Raw genomic sequence first — 16179 nt, forward strand, 5'->3', positions numbered from 1 at the left:
TTCAGTGACGCAGGGTCGCGGTGATCCGGCAGAGCACCTGGACGTGGGACGGGGCCTCGGGGTTCACCTTCTCGGCGACCGCCTCGACCTCCCATCCGGACGCCACGAGCGCGGCGACCTCACCGCACAGCCAGTCCGGCACCCATCCGATCCGCTCGCCGGACACCGAGGCCACCTCGTAGGCCTCCGGGTTGCGGAGGTTCGAGGCGTCGGGCACGAGGACCAGCCCGTCGCCCTGCTCGAGAGGCAGCACCGGAAGCGGGAGCTCGGCCCGATGGCGGACTCCCGACACGAAGAAACGACTGATGAGGGTCTGCGCGGTGCGGAGAGGCTTCTCCACGACATGGAAGGTGTCGGTCGCTCGCGCCGCGCCGGTCCGGACCATGATCTCGACGGGCAGGTCGGGGGACGCCGCCTCGAGACCGAGCCACCCCAGGTACTCCTCGTACGAGCCGCGCTCGGACGACATCACCCTGTTGGCGAAGAACGGCGGAAGGGCCGAGCTCCGGTACTCCGCGTCCACACGGGGGAACTCCGCGAGCGGGAAGAAGTCCTCGTCGGCGACAGCCGCCGGCTCGTACCGGAAGAGGAAGCCGTCGACCCCGACGGACAGCACCGCCGCGCGGAGGAACCGGCGAGTACGAGGGTTCTGCCAGACGAGCAGCAGCTCGCGGACACCAGGGGTCGGACGCGGCGCCGGTCGATCAACGAGGAGAGTCATCGAGGATCCTCCTCCGTGTCGCTGCCAGCAGTCCTTCCGTGAAACTAGCGCACGTCTCCGACATCAGGGTCGGAGGAACCGCCGCGAGGACCTCGCGGACCGCAGAGGGATCGACCGCTCGGAGCCGAGCAGGCCAGAACGCCTGCGCCTCCGGAGAGGCCGCCGCGAGGGCCTCCGCTGCGAGGTCGACCAGCAGCGGTCTCCCGGCGAAATGGTGACTCCTTCCTCTCCGCACCCACCGGTCGAAGAGAGCCTCATCGGCGAGGCAGGCGGCGCGCTTCTCCTCGGTCTCCTGGAACCCGAGGGCGTTGCCGTGATCGAACGAGGGCGAGAGGGTCCGATGACCGCGTCCGGCGATGACGGCCCAGTTCTCGTCGTGTCGATCCCGTCCAGCTACCCAGGCATCGAACAGCAGGTAGCCCGCCCACACGTCGAAACCGCTCAGTCCGGCGACGGCGTCGAAGCCTGCAGGAGCGTCGACGCCGTCGAGAGCACGTCTCACCGCATCGACGGTGTAGCGGTCGTTGGGCCGCCTCCGAGCGTGGTCGTAGTGGCGATCGGAGTGGCGCAGCAGGCTGTTCCCGATCTCGAGGCTCTGGATCTGCTCGCGCTCGATGACGTTCCTCGACATGATTCCGCGCCGACCGCCCACCGTCGCAGGTCGGACCTCCGCGCACGTGACGTCGAGCATCCGCGCGAGATGGAACGACACCCACTCCGCCCAGTCCTCACCGCGGGTCTCGTCTCCTCGCTGGCGGGCGAACTTGAAGAGCCACAGATCGCCGTCGGCGACGAGCCAGAACTTCTCCTTCGTCCCCATCGGCTCGTCCGACCACCCCTCGTCGAAGGCGCGCTCGATGGTCGTCGACTCCCACTTCGGCTGCATCCGGTCACGGTAGCCCGCGTGCTGCCGGCCGCGGCGGTCCTGTCGCGTCTCGCGGCCGCGACCCCCTCCGCCCCGCGCACTGTTACGCCCTGCGACGAAGGGTTACGCCGGGCGACGCGGGCCGGGACGGGCGGGCCCGCGGTGCTCCATCATCGTGTCCGGGACGACGCGGAGAGGCCGCGGCCGCCCGACCCGTCCGAAGGAACGCGATGATCCGGCTCGAGCAGCTCAGCAAGTCGTACGGTCCGGCGACCGTGCTCGACCGCCTCGACTTCTCGGTCGCGACCGGCGAGATCTTCGCCGTCGTCGGCCCGAGCGGCGCGGGCAAGAGCACGCTCGCCGCCTGCGTGAACCTCCTGGAGCGGCCCACCTCGGGCACGGTCGTCGTCAACGGGGAGGCGCTCTCGCAGCTCTCGGAGGAGCGGCTGCGCGTCGCCCGCCGTCGCATCGGCACGGTCTTCCAGTCCGACGGACTCTTCAGCCGCCGCACGGCCGAGCAGAACGTGGCCCTGCCGTTGGAGTACCTCGGCGTCACCGCCGCCGAGACGAAGCACCGCGTCGCGGAGCTGCTCGAGCGCGTCGGCCTCTCGGACCGCGCCCGCTACTACCCGCACCAGCTCTCCGGTGGTCAGCGCCAGCGCGTCGGCATCGCCCGCGCGCTCGCCCTCCGCCCCTCGGTGCTGCTCTCCGACGAGGCGACCTCGGGCCTCGACCCCGCCTCGACCACCGCGATCACCACGCTCCTGAAGGAGCTGCGCGACGACCTGGGCCTCTCGATCCTCTTCATCACCCACGAGATGGAGACGGTGCGCCAGGTGGCCGACTCCGTCGCCCGCCTCGACCACGGCCGCATCGTGGAGTCCGGGCGCCTCGTCGACCTGCTGCGCGACCCCGCGTCCCCGCTCGGCCTCGCCCTCAACCCGGTGCGCCCCTCCGTCGCGCCCGGCCCGGGTCTGGGCGAATGGGTGGTGGGCTACTCCCGCTCCGGAGTGCCGACCGACTGGGTCACCCGGCTCGCGGAGGCGGTCGGCCCGGTCGCGCTGCTCGGCGCGGCGATCGAGACGGTGGACGGGCAGGCGGTCGGCCACGCGACGATCGGGCTCGGCCCGGTCGACGAGGCGCGGCTCACCCGTGCGGCGGCCGAGCTCGGCCTGTCGGTCCGGCCCGCCGGCGTGCGCGTCCTCGCCGAGGAGGTGGCGGCGTGATCCTCCACCTCGACAACAAGGTCCCGCTCGAGCAGATCCCCGCGCTGGTGCTGCCGGCGCTCGGCGAGACGCTGATCATGGTCGGCATCGTCATGGCGATCGTGGTGCTGGTCGGCGTGCCGCTGGGCGCTCTCGTGCACAACCTCGCTCCGGGCGGGCTGGCCGAGAACCGGGCCGCCCACCAGGTGCTCAGCGCCGTCATCAGCGTCGGCCGCTCGCTGCCGTTCCTCATCCTGATGGCGTCGATCATGCCGTTCACGCGCCTGATCACCGGCACCAACATCGGGATCGCGGCGGCCGTCGTGCCGATGTCGATCGCGGGGATCGCCTTCTTCACCCGCATCGTCGAGAACGCGCTGCGCAGCGTGCCGCTCTCGCTCACCCGCGTCGCCCGCGCCTCCGGAGCGTCGCGGCTGCAGGTGGTGCGGACCGCCCAGCTGAGCGAGGCGGTGCCGCAGATCATCGGCGGCCTGACGATCAACACGATCGCGATGATCGAGTACTCGGCGATCGCCGGCACGATCGGCGCCGGCGGCATCGGCTACGTCGCGGTGACCTACGGCTACCAGCGCTTCGACACCACCGTCATGCTCGCCACCATCGTGATCCTGGTCGCCACCGTCGCGACCGTGCAGCTCACCGGCGACGCCCTCGTCCGCGCGACCACGCCCGGCGCCTCCCGCTCGCGGCGAGCGCCGCGGGTCGCGGCCGCCGTCTAGAACCTCCACTCCTCCTCCTCCTGCGCCCTCGGGCGTCCCTCCCGCGCGCCCGCGCACCCCCTCTTCGAAAGGCACCGCCATGTCCACTCCCGACGACCTCGGATTCGATCTCAAGAAGAAGCGCCGCTGGCCCTGGATCGCCGGAGCGGCCGTCGTCGTGGTCGGCGTCGCCTGCGCGATCGCCGTCCCGCTCCTCTCCCCCGCCGTCTCGGCCAACGAGCAGGAGGGAGCGACGCTCTACGTCGCGACCGCCGAGGGCAATGCCTCCGAGCAGGCCCTGGTCGACTTCGTCGCGAAGGAGGTGGCGCCGCGCTACGGCATCACCGTCGCCTTCAAGGGGCTCTCGGACAGCAACACCATCAACCGCGCGGTGAGCGAGGGCGAGGTCGCGGCCACGGTCTACCAGCACAAGCTCTGGCTGGGACAGGTGCTCGAGGCCAACCCCGACTTCGAGGAGGAGGCGGCCACCCCCGTCTTCCGCTGGGGCTTCGGGCTCTGGAGCGACAAGTACTCCGACGTCTCCCAGATCCCCGACGGCGGCACGGTCTCGCTCTACTCCGACCCCGCCAACGAGGCGCAGGGCCTCTGGCTGCTGCAGAACGCCGGCCTGATCACGCTGAAGCCGGGCACGGAGCCGGGCACCGCGACCCAGGACGACATCGCCGAGAACCCGAAGAACCTGCAGTTCACCCTGCTCGACTTCGCCGCCCAGTCGCGCGCGCTGCCGGACCTCGACGCGGCCGTCGGCTACACCGAGTACTACCTCGCCGCCGGCATCCCGATCGAGCAGCAGATCTTCGCCCCGCAGGCCCCCGACGACTTCGCCGGGCAGCTCACCATCGGCTCGAAGTACCGCGACACCGAGAACGTGAGGAAGCTCGTCCAGGCCTTCCAGGACCCGGCCGTGCAGGAGTTCCTCGCCACGGACGAGACGGTGAAGGGGATCCTGCTGCCGATCGACGGCTGAGCAGGGCCGGAGCGACGGGGTCGCCTGAGGAGTCGCGCGCGGCTTCTCGGGCGACTCGGCGTCTGCGGACGTAGCGTGGGCTCATGAACACGTTCACTCTCCACAACGGTGTCGAGATCCCCGCCCTCGGACTCGGCGTCTTCCAGACTCCGCCCGACGAGACCCGCGCCGCCGTCGCCGCCGCGCTCGACGCGGGGTACCGGCACATCGACACGGCGGCGGCCTACGGCAACGAGCGCGAGGTGGGCGAGGCGATCGCCGGCCGCGACGACGTCTTCCTCGAGACGAAGGTGTGGATCAGCGACTACGGCTACGACGAGACGCTGCACGCCTTCGACAAGAGCGCGGGCAAGCTCGGCGTCGAGCGGATCGACCTGCTGATCCTGCACCAGGCCCTACCCGAGGCCTTCGACCGCACCCTCGACGCCTACCGGGCGCTCGAACGGCTGCTCGCCGACGGGAGGGTGCGGGCGATCGGCGTGAGCAACTTCATGGTCGAGCACCTCACCCGCCTGCTCGCCGAGACCGACGTCGTCCCCGCGGTGAACCAGCTCGAGGTGCACCCGTACTTCCAGCAGCGGCGGGTCGAGCGCTTCGGCTGCGAGAACGACATCCTCACCCAGGCCTGGTCGCCGATCGGCGGCATCACCGCCTACCGCGACTCCCCGCGCCGCAGCTTCGACGACCCGGTGCTCCTCGAGCTCGGCGCCAAGTACGGGAAGACGGCCGCGCAGGTGATGCTCCGCTGGCACCTGCAGGAGGGCCGCCAGGTCATCCCGAAGTCGACCCGCCCCGAGCGCATCGCCGAGAACATCGACGTGTTCGACTTCGCGCTCTCCGGCTCGGAGCTCGCCCGGATCGACGCCCTCGAGGCCGGCGTGCGCGGCGGACCGGAGCCCGAGGCCGTGACGCTGGAGGCGTACGGCCGCGACATCCCCGAGGCGTGAGGACGACGCCCGCGACGGGAACACCGGAGCCGTCGCGGGCGTTGCCCTCACCATGAGCGTTCCCCTCTCCATCCTCGACCTCGCCCCCATCGCCCCCGGTGAGACCGCTCGCGACAGCTTCGCCGCCTCCGTCGCCCTGGCCCAGGAGGCCGAGCGGAACGGCTACCGCCGCGTCTGGTACGCCGAGCACCACAACATGGCGAGCATCGCCTCCAGCGCGACCTCGGTGCTCATCGCGCACGTCGCCTCGCAGACCTCCACGATCCGCCTCGGCTCCGGCGGCGTCATGCTGCCGAACCACTCCCCGCTCACCATCGCCGAGCAGTTCGGCACCCTCGAGACGCTGCACCCGGGCCGGATCGACCTCGGACTCGGCCGCGCCCCCGGCAGCGACCAGGCGACCTTCCGCGCGCTCCGCCGCGACCCCGACTCCTCCGAGCGCTTCCCGCAGGACGTGCTGGAGCTGCAGGCCTTCCTCGCCGGCGAGTCCCGCATCCCCGGAGTGAGCGCGACGCCCGGTGCCGGCACCCGCGTCCCCCTCTACATCCTCGGCTCCTCGCTCTTCGGCGCGCAGCTGGCCGCCGCGCTGGGCCTGCCGTACGCGTTCGCCTCGCACTTCGCTCCGGACGCGCTGCACCAGGCCGTCGCGGAGTACCGCCGCGGCTTCCGCCCCTCCGAGCAGCTCGACGCGCCCTACGTGATCGCCGGGATGAACGCCATCGCCTCCGACACCGAGGAGGACGCGCAGGAACAGTTCGCGCAGATGAAGCGCGCCCGTTTGATGATGCTGCTGCGCCAGAGCGGGCAGATCCCCGTCGGCCAGACCTTCGACGACGAGGAGCTCGACGCCCTGCTCAGCGCCCCGATCGGCGCCCACGTCGCGAGCATGACCACCTACACCGGTGTCGGCACCGGCGACCAGGTGGCCGACTACACCGCCGACTTCGCCCGCTCCGCCGACGCCGACGAGGTCATCGTCGCCCACGCGTCGCTGCAGACGGAGGCGCGCCTGCGCTCGGTCGCGCTCCTCGCGCAGTCGAACGCGCGCGTCGCCGTCTGACGGGCGGCCCAGTCCGTCGACGCCGCCGCACGGGCCCGTGCGCGACCGGGGCCGCGCATCGGCGGGCGTGCGGCGCGCATCGGCGGACTCCTGCGAAAGTGAGCCTCTAACGGGGGCCACCTCTCGGGGCACGACCCCGGGAGGAGCGCGTCCGCGGTGCCAGGCTGAGCCCTGTGTCGACGATGACGGGCAAGCGGCGTGAGCCCGGGGACAGCCCTGCGCGGTCAGCGGCCCTGCTGCTGCGGGTCTGCGCGGGCGACCGGACCGCCTTCCGACAGCTCTACTCGCTCACCGCGGGCAGGGTCGTCTCCGTCGCGGACGCCGTGCTCGACGACCGCGCCGCCGCCGAGGAGGTCGCGCAGGAGGTCTACCTCGAGCTCTGGCGCACTGCGCGCTCGCTCGACCCGGGACGTCCCGTCCTCGCCTTCCTGGCCCAGGTCGCGCACCGCCGGGCCGTGGACCGCGCCCGTGCGGACCGGTCGGCGCGGCGCCGGGAGCTGCAGTACACGGTCCTCGACCGGCCGCGCGATCACGAGTGGGAGCGCTCGGACGTCCGGCTCGCCCTGGCGCCCGCGGCCGGCGCGATCCGGCAGCTCGCCGCCATCCACCACGACGTCCTCTACCTCGCCTACGTCCGCGGGTACAGCCACTCCGAGATAGCGGAGGAGCTGTCGATCCCGCTCGGCACCGTCAAGACCCGGCTGCGCGACACCCTCATCCGCCTGCACACCCACCTGCAGTCCGCCGGCCCGGCGGACCCGGACGGCGGACCGGGACGGCGCATCCGGCACTGACCGGTGGCGCGGACGCCTCTGCGCCACCGGGGTCGCACGCCTCAGGACCGAGTCCGGCCCGCTCAGCCCGCCTGCGTCGCGCCCGAGACCGCGAGCCCGACGATCACCGTGAGCACCGTCGTCCACAGTGCGATCGCGACGCCCTGCCAGAGCAGGATCCGCCCGCGGCCGACTCCGGCGCCCGCCAGCATCACCGCGGTGAAGTGCGTCGGGAGCAGCAGGGGCCCCAGCAGGCTCACGCCCGGGACGCCGTAGCGGGTGAAGGCCCGCTGGAACTTCTCGCGCCGCGGAGTCGTCCGCTTCGCCTCCGAGCGGCCCGTGATCGCCGAGCGGACGCCGGTGCCCAGCAGCACGAGCAGCGCCACGCAGACGAAGTTGCCGATCGCCCCCGCGAGCCCGGCGACGACCGGGTGGATGCCGCCGATGATCCCGATGCTCGCCGCTCCCTCGCCCTCGATGAAGGGGACGGCCCCGGCCGCGGCGACGACGAGGGGCTGCACGAGCTCGGGAACGCGGCCGATCAGGTCCTGGAATCCGAGGATCGCGTCGCTGATGATCGTCATGGTCGTGCCTTCCGCTACGTGGCCCCGGCTCTCGGGACTCCTCCATCCGACCGTGTCCGCGCCCGCTGCGGCAGTGCCGCCGGATCACCGCGTCCCGGGAGGATCGACGGCCCGAGGGGTGACAAGTGTCATGGTCGTAGCCTGGGCCGCATGGTGAACACGACCGAGGCGGATCCGCCCGTGCGCGCGGGCCGCGGCGTCGCCGTGACCTGGTGGTACACCCTCGCGTCGGCCGCCTCCTTCGTGGTGGTCGTCCTGGCCGTCTGGTCCGTGGCGGTGCTGAGCGCCGAGGCCGAGGAGTGGCGGAAGGCCGCCTACTTCCTGGGCGCGGCCGCCTGGGTCGCGGTGTTCTCGCCGACCGCGCTCGCGTACCGGCGCGCCGACCGCGAGGGCCCGGTGCGCCTCCGGGCCGCGCCGACCCTGGTCTTCTGCCTCGGAGTGGCGGCCGCCGCGCTCACCGGCACGGCCGCCGGGAGCCTCGCGCTCGGGCTCTCGCTCGCCGCGACCCTGGTCGCCGTGCTGCCCTGGCAGAGCGGCGTGCGGCTCCGGGTGATGGTGCTCTGCACGATCGTCCTCGCGGTCGCGGCGGTGCTCGAGCAGACGCGCGCGGCGCCGGACACGTCGGCCGCGCTCTCGACCCTCCTGCTGTTCGCGACGCTGCTGCCCCTGACGGTCGTCAGCGCGCTGTGGTGGTGGGACATCGTCCGCGAGCTCGACCGGGCGCGCGCCGCCGAGGGCCGGCTCGCCGCGGCCCAGGAGCGCCTGCTGCTCGCCGGCGACGTGCACGACCTCCAGGGCCACCACCTCCAGGTGATCGCGCTGCAGCTCGAGCTCGCCGAGCGCCTCCTCGGCAGCGACCCGGACGCCGCGCTCGAGCAGCTGCGCGCCGCCCAGCGCTCGGTCGACGGCGCCCGCACCGGCACCCGCGAGCTGGCGACGCGCTTCCGCAGCGTCCCGCTCGTCGACGAGCTGGCCAACGCGGCCGACCTCCTCCGCTCGGCCGGGCTCCGCGTCGAGCTCGAGGTCGACCCGGCGGCGGCTCACGCGCCGGCCGAGACGTTCGGGCCGGTGGTCCGCGAGACGACGACGAACATCCTCAAGCACGGCGGCGGCTCCAGCGCGCGGCTGCGGCTCGCGCGGGAGCAGGACGAGTGGCGGTTCGAGGCGGTGAACGACCTGGCACCGGACGCGGAGGAGGCGGACGGGACCGGCTCGGGCGTCCTCGGCATGGCGGAGCGGGTCGAGCGGGCAGGGGGGACGCTGCGCGCCGGGGCGGTCCGCCGCTCCTTCGAGCTGGACGCGCGCCTGCCGGTGGGGAGCGACTCGTGATCCGGGTGCTGATCGCCGACGACGAGGACATGATCCGCACGGCGCTGGCCGCGCTCCTCCGCCTCGAGGAGGACCTCGAGATCGTGGGCGAGTGCCGCGACGGCGAGCAGGCGGTCGCGGAGGCGCTGCGCCTGCAGCCCGACGTGTGCCTGTTCGACGTCGAGATGCCCGGGCTCGACGGGATCGAGGCGGCGGAGCGGCTGCGCCGGGTCTCGGCGACGCGCGTCGTGGTCGTCACCCGGCACGCGCGGCCGGGGGTCCTGCGGCGAGCGCTCGGAGCGGGCGTCAGCGGCTTCCTGCCGAAGTCGCGCCGGGTCGAGGACGTCGCCGAGGTGATCCGCCAGGTCGCGAGCGGACGCCGCTACGTCGATCCGGAGATCGCCGCCGACGCCCTGGCGAGCACGCGCAGCCCGCTGACCGACCGCGAGCTCGACGTGCTCAGCGCCGGCTCCCGCGGCGAGACGATCGGCGAGATCGGCGCGGCGCTGCACCTCTCCTCCGGCACCGTCCGCAACCACGTCTCGTCGATCCTGCGCAAGCTCGACGTCGACACCCGCCAGCGCGCGGTCATCGAGGCCCGCGAGCGCGGCTGGATCTGAGCGCAGGCGCCGCAACGGCAGCCACTCCGCAGGAGTCGTCGCACTCGCGCTCGAGTGCGACGACTTCTGCGTTCTCGCGAGCGGTGCCCGTCAGGCCGTCGGCGTCCAGATCCGCATCGTCGACGGTCCGCGGTTCGCCCAGCGGTGGTACGGCCGGAACTCCGCCTCGAAGCGGCGCCCCTCCTCCACAGGCACGGAGCCGTAGGGCCAGCCGGGAGCCGCCTCCCGCGCCACGAGGGACACGCGCGCTCCCTCCGCCGTCACGACGGGCGGCACCGAGGCGTCGACCGCGATGTGCTCGGTGTCCAGGCCCTCGGGCAGGTCGAGCGACTCGATCGCCAGCACGAACGGCCCGCGCTCGAGGGCGACCTGGCCGCGCACCGCGTCGATCCGGGGATGCGGGGCGACGAAGCGGGCCGTCGTCGGCAGCGAGAGCCGCACGGTGTCGCCGGCGGAGAACGCCCGGCGGACGGTGACGGTCGGCGTCGAGACCGGCTCGCCGTCGAGCAGCGCCGAGCCCCGCGCGAACGGCGGCACCCGCAGCGTCAACGCGAACTCCGCGTCCTCGAGGATCCGCACGACGATCTCGCCGTCGGCCGGGTACTCCGTCTCGACGCGCAGCGCGACGCCTCCGGTGCGCACCTCGTACGCGCCGTACTGGTGGAGCTGCACCCCGTCGTCGGTGGCGGTCGCGAAGCCGAGTTCGACGCTCGCGAGGGTGCGGGCGGTGTTGGTCGGGCAGCACGAGACCCAGAACCAGGGCGCGCGGAGGCTGGACTGCGCGCGGTCGGTCTCGCGCGACTCGTCCGGCGCCACTCCGTCGACGCGCTGCTGCAGCGTGTTCGTGTAGAAGAAGGCGCGGCCGTCGTCGCGGGTGGCGGGGAGCACCGCGTTCAGCAGCGTCCGCTCCATCAGGTCCGCGTAGCGGTGCTCGTTCGAGCCGAGCAGGAGCCGCCAGCTGAGCATCGTGGAGCCGATCGCCGCGCAGGTCTCGGCGTAGGCGCGGTCCGGCGGCAGCTCGTAGTCGGCGCCGAACGCCTCGTCCTGGTGGTGCGAGCCCATCCCGCCCGTGACGTAGGTGCGCCGCTCGACGGTCGCCTCCCACTGGCGGCGGACCGCCTCCTCCAGCTCGGCGTCGCCGGTCTCGACCGCGACATCGAGAGCCCCGGAGGCGAGGTAGAGGGCCCGCACCGCGTGGCCGCGCAGCACCTCCGCGTCGCGCACGGGCACGTCGTCCTGGAAGTACTCGGCGCCGAACGCGATCGGCTTCAGCGTCCCCGTCCCGCGCCGCTCCACGAAGAGGCGGGCCAGCTCGAGGTAGCGCTCCTCCCCCGTCGCCCGCGCCAGCTCGGCGAGCGCCGGCTCGATCTCGGGGTGGCCGCACACGGCGACCCTCCCCTCGGGCCCGAACTCGCGGTGCACGTGGTCGGCGAGGCGCCGGGCGACCTGCGGCAGGAGGTCGTCGTGCCCGGTGCGGAGCCGCGCCACGGCGGCCTGGATCAGGTGCCCGAAGCTGTACAGCTCGTGGCCCCACTCCAGGTCGGAGTAGCGCGCACGCTGGCCGGGCCGGCCGAAGCTCGTGTGCAGGTACCCGTCCGGGTCCTGGGCGGAGGCGACCCGCGCGACGAGGTCGTCGTACCGCTCCTGCAGCCCGGCGTCGTCGCTCCGGCCGAGCTCCCAGGCCATGGCCTCGAGGAGCTTGTAGACCTCGGAGTCCACGAACTCGATGCCCGCGTGCGCGTCGCCGCCCTCGGCGGACGAGATCGAGCCGTCGGCCGCGCGGTCGAAGTTGCCGGCCCAGCCGACGCGCTCGATCCACGAGCGGCAGTGCTCGATGACGGCGGAGGAGTTGAGGTCCTGGTAGTGCTTCCAGAAGCCGCCGGTGAGGCTGATCTCGTCCTGGCGGAGCGGCCGGAGCACGCTCCGCGAGGGGGCGACCGGGCCGCCGAGGGCGGTGGCGGTGGGGGCGGTGAGGGTCACGGTGTCTCCTTGGAGGGACGGGTCAGTCCTTGACGGCGCCGGCGGTGACTCCCGCCGAGACGTACCGCTGGGCGACGACGAGGAGGACGGCGGCCGGGAGCGAGGCGACCACGGCGGTCGCCATGATCGAGTTCCACTCCTGGTTGTTGTTGCCGATGTACTTGTAGATGCCGAGGGTGATCGGCTGGAGCTTCCCGCCGCTGTCGAGCGTCGAGGCGAAGATGAAGTCCGACCAGGCCCAGAGGAACGCGAACAGCGAGACGGTGACGACGGAGTTGCGGCTGATCGGCATGATCACCGAGGTGAAGGTGCGCCAGGCGCTCGCTCCGTCCATCCGGGCCGCCTGGGTGAGCTCGTCGGGGATCCCCGACATGAAGGCCGTGAAGATCAGCACGCCGAACGGCACCGCGATGGTGGAGTCGGCCACGATCAGGCCCGGGATCGAGTTGAGCAGCCCCAGGTTGAGGTAGATGGCGTAGAAGCCCATCGCCATGATGATCGCCGGGATCATCTGCGCGATCAGCAGCACGAACGAGAGGGCCTGCCCGCCGCGGGGCCGCAGCTTCGCCAGCGAGTAGGCGGCGGGAGCGGCGATCGCCACGGTCAGCAGCACCGTGCCGAGGCCGACGACGAGGCTGGTGCCCAGGTAGGGCAGCTGCTCGCTCAGCACCGCCTGGTAGCCGGTGAACGTGGGCGAGAACGGGAACCAGTCCGGCGGATCCTTCCGCATCGAGCCGGTCGGAGTGAGGGAGACGTTGATCATCCAGTAGACGGGGAACAGCATGACCGCCGTGAGGGCGATCCCGACCACCGTCAGGTACCAGGGGCGGCGGGCGGTCACGAGTCGGCCTGCTTCCGCTGGACCCGGATGTACACGAGGCCGAAGACGAGGGCCAGGATGATCAGCAGGTTGCCGACGGCCGCGGCCGGTCCGAAGTCGGGCAGCATCGAGCCGAAGCCGAGCTGGTACGTCCAGGTGGCGAGCGTGGTCGAGGAGTCGGCGGGGCCGCCCTTCGTCATGATCCAGATGATGTCGAACACCTTCAGCGTGTAGACGAGGCCGAGCAGGATCGTGATCGCCGACACCGGCCGCAGCAGCGGCAGCGTGATCCGCCAGAACTGCTGGGCGCCGGTCGCGCCGTCGAGCGAGGCCGCCTCGTAGAGGTCCTGCGAGATGTTCTGCAGGCCGGAGTAGAGGATCACCAGGTTGAACGGGATGCCGATCCAGATGTTCGCGATCAGGACCGCGATCAGCGAGGTGGTCGGCGAGGTGAGCCAGTTGATCTGGCCGATCCCGAACGACTCCAGGAACGCGTTCACGATGCCGGAGTCGCTGTTGAGCATCCACGACCAGGTCGAGGCCGAGACGATCAGCGGCAGGAGCCACGGCACCAGGAACAGCGCCCGGAGCGTGCTCGCCAGGGGGAAGCGGCGGTAGAAGAACACGGCGAGCGCCAGCCCCAGCGTGAACTGGAAGAGGAGCGAGACGCCGGTGAAGACCGCCGTGTGCAGCAGCGCCGGGCCGAAGGTCGCGTCCTGGAACACCTGGACGTAGTTGTCGAACCAGACGAAGGGCGCGTTCCCCTGCACGAACGAGCGGACCGTGTAGTCCTTCAGGCTCAGCTCGAGGTTGCGGTACAGCGGGAACGCGTAGAAGACGAGCAGGTAGGCGACGAGCGGGGCGAGGAACGCCCACGCGACCAGACGGCCGCCCTCGGGGCGCCGACGGCGCCGACGGCTCTCGGCGGCCGGGGCGGGCGGGGCCGGCGGCTCGGTGCCGCGCCGCAGGAGGCGGGCGGTCTCGGTGGCAGTGGTCATGGTCTCTCCCGTCCCCCCGGCCGGTGCGCGGAGCACCGGCCGGAGGGACCTCGTTCGGGGAGCGGGAGCCCCCGGTCGTCCTACTTCGTGGCGGATTCGGCGGCCGACTGGGCGGCCTTCAGGGCGTCCTCGGGAGACTGCGAGCCGCTGAGCACGGTCTGCACCGCGCCCCACAGCTGCTCCGAGATCTTCGGGTACTTCGTGCCGAGGTCGTCCGAGGTGCGGCCCTTCGCGGCCTGCACGGCGGTGACCCACGGCTCGAGGTCGGCGTTGCCGGCGACCTGCTCCTGCTGCGCCTCGGCCGTCGGCGCGATGTACGAGAGCGTGTTGTCGGTCGTGACCAGGCTCTCCGTCGAGGTCAGGCACTCGGCGATCTGCTTCGAGGTCTCGTAGCGCGCCGTGTCCGACTGCACCGGGAGGGTGAGGAACTCGCCTCCGGTCGGTGCGGGGGCCGCTCCGCCGTCCTTCGACGGGATGGTCAGGACGCCGTAGTCGATCCCCGAGGCCTTCGCGTTGGCCAGCTGCCAGGTGCCGTTCTCGCCGAACGCGTACTCGCCGGTCTCGAACTCCTGCCAGCTCGTGGTCTGCGTGTTGCCGATCACGGAGTTGGGCGCGTAGCCCTTCTCGAGCCAGTCGCTCCAGAGCGAGACGGCGTCGACCGCGGCGGGCGAGTCGAGGTCGGTCAGCTCGGCGCCGGAGCCCCAGAACCACGGCAGGAACTGGAAGGTCCCCTCCTCCGTGCCGATGCCGGAGAACGTGATGCCCTTGCCGCCGGAGGCGGTGACCTTCTCGAGCGCGTCGGTCAGCCCGGCCCAGTCGGTGATGGAGGCGGCGTCCACGCCGGCCTTCTCGAGCACGGCCTTGTTGTAGTACAGCGCGAGCGTGTTGGCGCCGATCGGCACGCCGAAGGTGTCGCTGCCGGTCTGGCCGGCCGCGAGGATGTTCGCGTCGATCCCCTCGGTGGAGAGCCCGGACTCGGCGGTCGTGGTCAGGATGCCCGACTCCGCGAGCGTCGAGACCACGGGGTTGTCGACGAGCAGGAGGTCGGGCGAGTTGCCCTGCTGCCCGGCGAGCAGCGCCTTGTTGGTCAGGTCGGTGGTGTCGTAGCCGGTGCGCTCGACGGTGACGCCGGCCTCGGTCCCGCAGGAGTCGATGAGCTTCGCCCAGTCGGACGACTCGTCGAACTGGGGGTACGGGTCCCAGAACGTGTAGCTGCCTCCCGCGGCGGAGCCGGAGTCGCCCCCGGAGCCGCTCGCGCAGCCGGTCAGTGCGGCCGCGGCCGTTCCCAGCAGGACGGCGGCGGCGAGGCCCCGAGCGTGCTTCCTCGTCTTCACGGATGATCCCTTCGTCGTTGACGGATTCCTCGGCAGTCGTCCCGATCGTCTGCGCCGGGCCGAAACTACTTTCTGTCGGGTAAACCTAGGCAGGGGTGGTCTGTACGTCAAGAGATGCGACCTTTTCGGTCTTTTCGGTTTTTCGCCGGAGACGTGCGAGGATCGACGCGGCGGCCCGCCGGGCCCGGAACGGAGGCGCGGTGCCACCACGCAAGCCCACCGGCACCATCACGCTCACCGACGTGGCGGCCGCCGCCGGCGTCTCGATCGCCACCGCCTCCAAGGCGCTCAACGGCCGCGACCAGGTGCGCGCCGAGACCCGCCAGCGCGTGCTGGACGCCGCCGAGGCCCTCTCCTTCACCCCGAACCCGTTCGCGCAGGCCCTCAACTCCCGGCGCACGGGCACCATCGGGATGCTCACGAACGACCTCGACAACCGCTTCGTTCTCCCCGTGCTGCTCGGCGCCGAGGACGCGTTCGGCGCCGGATCGACGTCGGTGCTCCTCTGCGACGCCCGCGGCGACTCGATCCGCGAGCAGCACCACATCAAGAACCTGCTCGCCAAGCGCGTCGACGGGATCGTGGTGCTCGGCCGGACGACGAACCCGCGCCCCTCGATCACCCGCACCATCCCGGTGCCGGTCGTCTACGCCTACGCGCCCTCGGAGGATCCGCGCGACTCCTCCTTCACGCCCGACAACGTGCAGGCCGGCGTCCTCGCCGCCCGCCACCTGATCGAGCGCGGACGGACGAGGATCGCCCTCGTCAACGGCGAGCCGAGCTACACCGCCGCACACGACCGTGCCCGGGGCGTCGAACAGGCGCTGACGGAGGCGGGGCTGCCGCTGGTCGGCGGCGGCATCCTCTTCGGGCAGTGGTCCGAGAGCTGGGGTCGCCAGTGCGCCGAGACGCTGCTGCGCGCGCATCCGGACCTCGACGCGATCATCTGCGCGAGCGACCAGATCGCCCGCGGCACGCTCGACCACCTCCGCGAGACCGGCCGGCGGGTGCCGCAGGACGTGGCCGTCGTCGGCTTCGACAACTGGGACCTCCTCGTCGAGGCCGCCCGCCCGCCGCTCTCGAGCATCGACATGATGCTCGACACGCTCGGCCGCGCCGCCGCGGAGGAGCTCTCGAACGCGATCCACGGACGTCCGACCGCGGGCGTGCAGGCCATGCCCGTCCGTCTCGTGCCACGGGAGTCCTCCGGCTGACGCCCCCGCCCTCCGCGAGAACGCGGAGGACACCGCCTCCTCA

16 protein-coding genes are annotated in these 16179 nt (G+C 72.3%); 9 read left to right on the forward strand and 7 right to left on the reverse strand.

The genetic code is table 11. The features are described 5' to 3' along the window. Position 1: 1 nt before the first annotated feature. Together C5C57_RS03680 and C5C57_RS03685 are read right to left on the reverse strand one after the other, a co-directional pair. Positions 2-721 carry a hypothetical protein gene (locus C5C57_RS03680; RefSeq protein ID WP_146078800.1) on the reverse strand — a complete coding sequence of 240 codons (720 nt, stop codon included), beginning with the start codon at positions 719-721 and terminating at the stop codon, positions 2-4. After that, complete coding sequence (locus C5C57_RS03685) at positions 705-1607, reverse strand: hypothetical protein (protein ID WP_104297323.1); 903 nt, start codon at positions 1605-1607, stop codon at positions 705-707. The genes C5C57_RS03680 and C5C57_RS03685 overlap by 17 nt, the downstream gene beginning before the upstream one ends. A 209-nt stretch (positions 1608-1816) precedes the next feature. Between C5C57_RS03685 and C5C57_RS03690 the strand changes: the two genes are divergently transcribed. The 6 genes from C5C57_RS03690 to C5C57_RS03715 all read left to right on the forward strand — a co-directional run bounded on the left by C5C57_RS03690 (position 1817) and on the right by C5C57_RS03715 (position 7299). Next, positions 1817-2812 (forward strand): methionine ABC transporter ATP-binding protein, encoded by a 996-nt coding sequence (locus C5C57_RS03690; RefSeq protein WP_104297324.1) that lies wholly within the window; start codon positions 1817-1819, stop codon positions 2810-2812. Continuing rightward, a complete protein-coding gene (locus C5C57_RS03695) occupies positions 2809-3531 on the forward strand; it encodes a methionine ABC transporter permease (protein WP_104222708.1) in 723 nt (240 codons plus the stop codon). Before C5C57_RS03690 ends, C5C57_RS03695 begins: the two co-directional genes overlap by 4 nt. A gap of 79 nt (positions 3532-3610) precedes the next feature. Then, positions 3611-4498: a MetQ/NlpA family ABC transporter substrate-binding protein gene (locus C5C57_RS03700; protein WP_104297325.1), complete on the forward strand. Its 888-nt coding sequence runs from the start codon at positions 3611-3613 to the stop codon at positions 4496-4498. 83 nt (positions 4499-4581) lie between these two features. Then, on the forward strand, positions 4582-5445 hold the full coding sequence (locus C5C57_RS03705; protein ID WP_104222706.1) for an aldo/keto reductase: 864 nt from the start codon (positions 4582-4584) through the stop codon (positions 5443-5445). Positions 5446-5497: 52 nt separating this feature from the next. Next, positions 5498-6505 carry an LLM class flavin-dependent oxidoreductase gene (locus C5C57_RS03710; protein ID WP_104297326.1) on the forward strand — a complete coding sequence of 336 codons (1008 nt, stop codon included), beginning with the start codon at positions 5498-5500 and terminating at the stop codon, positions 6503-6505. Between the two features lie 182 nt (positions 6506-6687). Continuing rightward, positions 6688-7299: a sigma-70 family RNA polymerase sigma factor gene (locus C5C57_RS03715; protein WP_244229683.1), complete on the forward strand. Its 612-nt coding sequence runs from the start codon at positions 6688-6690 to the stop codon at positions 7297-7299. 62 nt (positions 7300-7361) lie between these two features. Here the strand turns inward: C5C57_RS03715 and C5C57_RS03720 are convergent, their stop codons facing one another. Continuing rightward, positions 7362-7862, reverse strand: a complete 501-nt coding sequence (locus C5C57_RS03720; protein ID WP_104225805.1) for a small multidrug efflux protein — start codon at positions 7860-7862, stop codon at positions 7362-7364. A 150-nt stretch (positions 7863-8012) separates the two neighbouring features. On the opposite strand from C5C57_RS03720, the gene C5C57_RS03725 reads away from it, so the two are divergent. Together C5C57_RS03725 and C5C57_RS03730 are read left to right on the forward strand one after the other, a co-directional pair. Beyond that, the gene (locus tag C5C57_RS03725; RefSeq protein WP_104247034.1) at positions 8013-9191 is read left to right on the forward strand and encodes a sensor histidine kinase; all 1179 of its coding nucleotides are present in this window, start codon (positions 8013-8015) and stop codon (positions 9189-9191) included. Further along, positions 9188-9790 (forward strand): response regulator transcription factor, encoded by a 603-nt coding sequence (locus C5C57_RS03730; RefSeq protein WP_104222701.1) that lies wholly within the window; start codon positions 9188-9190, stop codon positions 9788-9790. Before C5C57_RS03725 ends, C5C57_RS03730 begins: the two co-directional genes overlap by 4 nt. A 90-nt stretch (positions 9791-9880) precedes the next feature. On the opposite strand, the gene C5C57_RS03735 is transcribed toward C5C57_RS03730, so the two are convergent. The 4 genes from C5C57_RS03735 to C5C57_RS03750 form a co-directional block, all read right to left on the reverse strand. Next, complete coding sequence (locus C5C57_RS03735; RefSeq protein WP_104247033.1) at positions 9881-11770, reverse strand: glycoside hydrolase family 127 protein; 1890 nt, start codon at positions 11768-11770, stop codon at positions 9881-9883. A gap of 22 nt (positions 11771-11792) precedes the next feature. Beyond that, positions 11793-12611 carry a carbohydrate ABC transporter permease gene (locus tag C5C57_RS03740; RefSeq protein WP_104222699.1) on the reverse strand — a complete coding sequence of 273 codons (819 nt, stop codon included), beginning with the start codon at positions 12609-12611 and terminating at the stop codon, positions 11793-11795. Next, the gene (locus tag C5C57_RS03745; protein WP_104247032.1) at positions 12608-13588 is read right to left on the reverse strand and encodes a carbohydrate ABC transporter permease; all 981 of its coding nucleotides are present in this window, start codon (positions 13586-13588) and stop codon (positions 12608-12610) included. Before C5C57_RS03745 ends, C5C57_RS03740 begins: the two co-directional genes overlap by 4 nt. Positions 13589-13668: 80 nt before the next feature. Next, positions 13669-14922 carry an extracellular solute-binding protein gene (locus C5C57_RS03750; protein ID WP_104247031.1) on the reverse strand — a complete coding sequence of 418 codons (1254 nt, stop codon included), beginning with the start codon at positions 14920-14922 and terminating at the stop codon, positions 13669-13671. Positions 14923-15122: 200 nt separating this feature from the next. Between C5C57_RS03750 and C5C57_RS03755 the strand changes: the two genes are divergently transcribed. Beyond that, positions 15123-16136, forward strand: a complete 1014-nt coding sequence (locus C5C57_RS03755) for a LacI family DNA-binding transcriptional regulator (protein WP_104247030.1) — start codon at positions 15123-15125, stop codon at positions 16134-16136. The last annotated feature ends 43 nt before the right edge of the window (positions 16137-16179 follow it).

The organism is Rathayibacter sp. AY1C5, assembly GCF_002931705.1.
In the GTDB taxonomy this organism is placed as follows: Bacteria; Actinomycetota; Actinomycetes; order Actinomycetales; family Microbacteriaceae; genus Rathayibacter.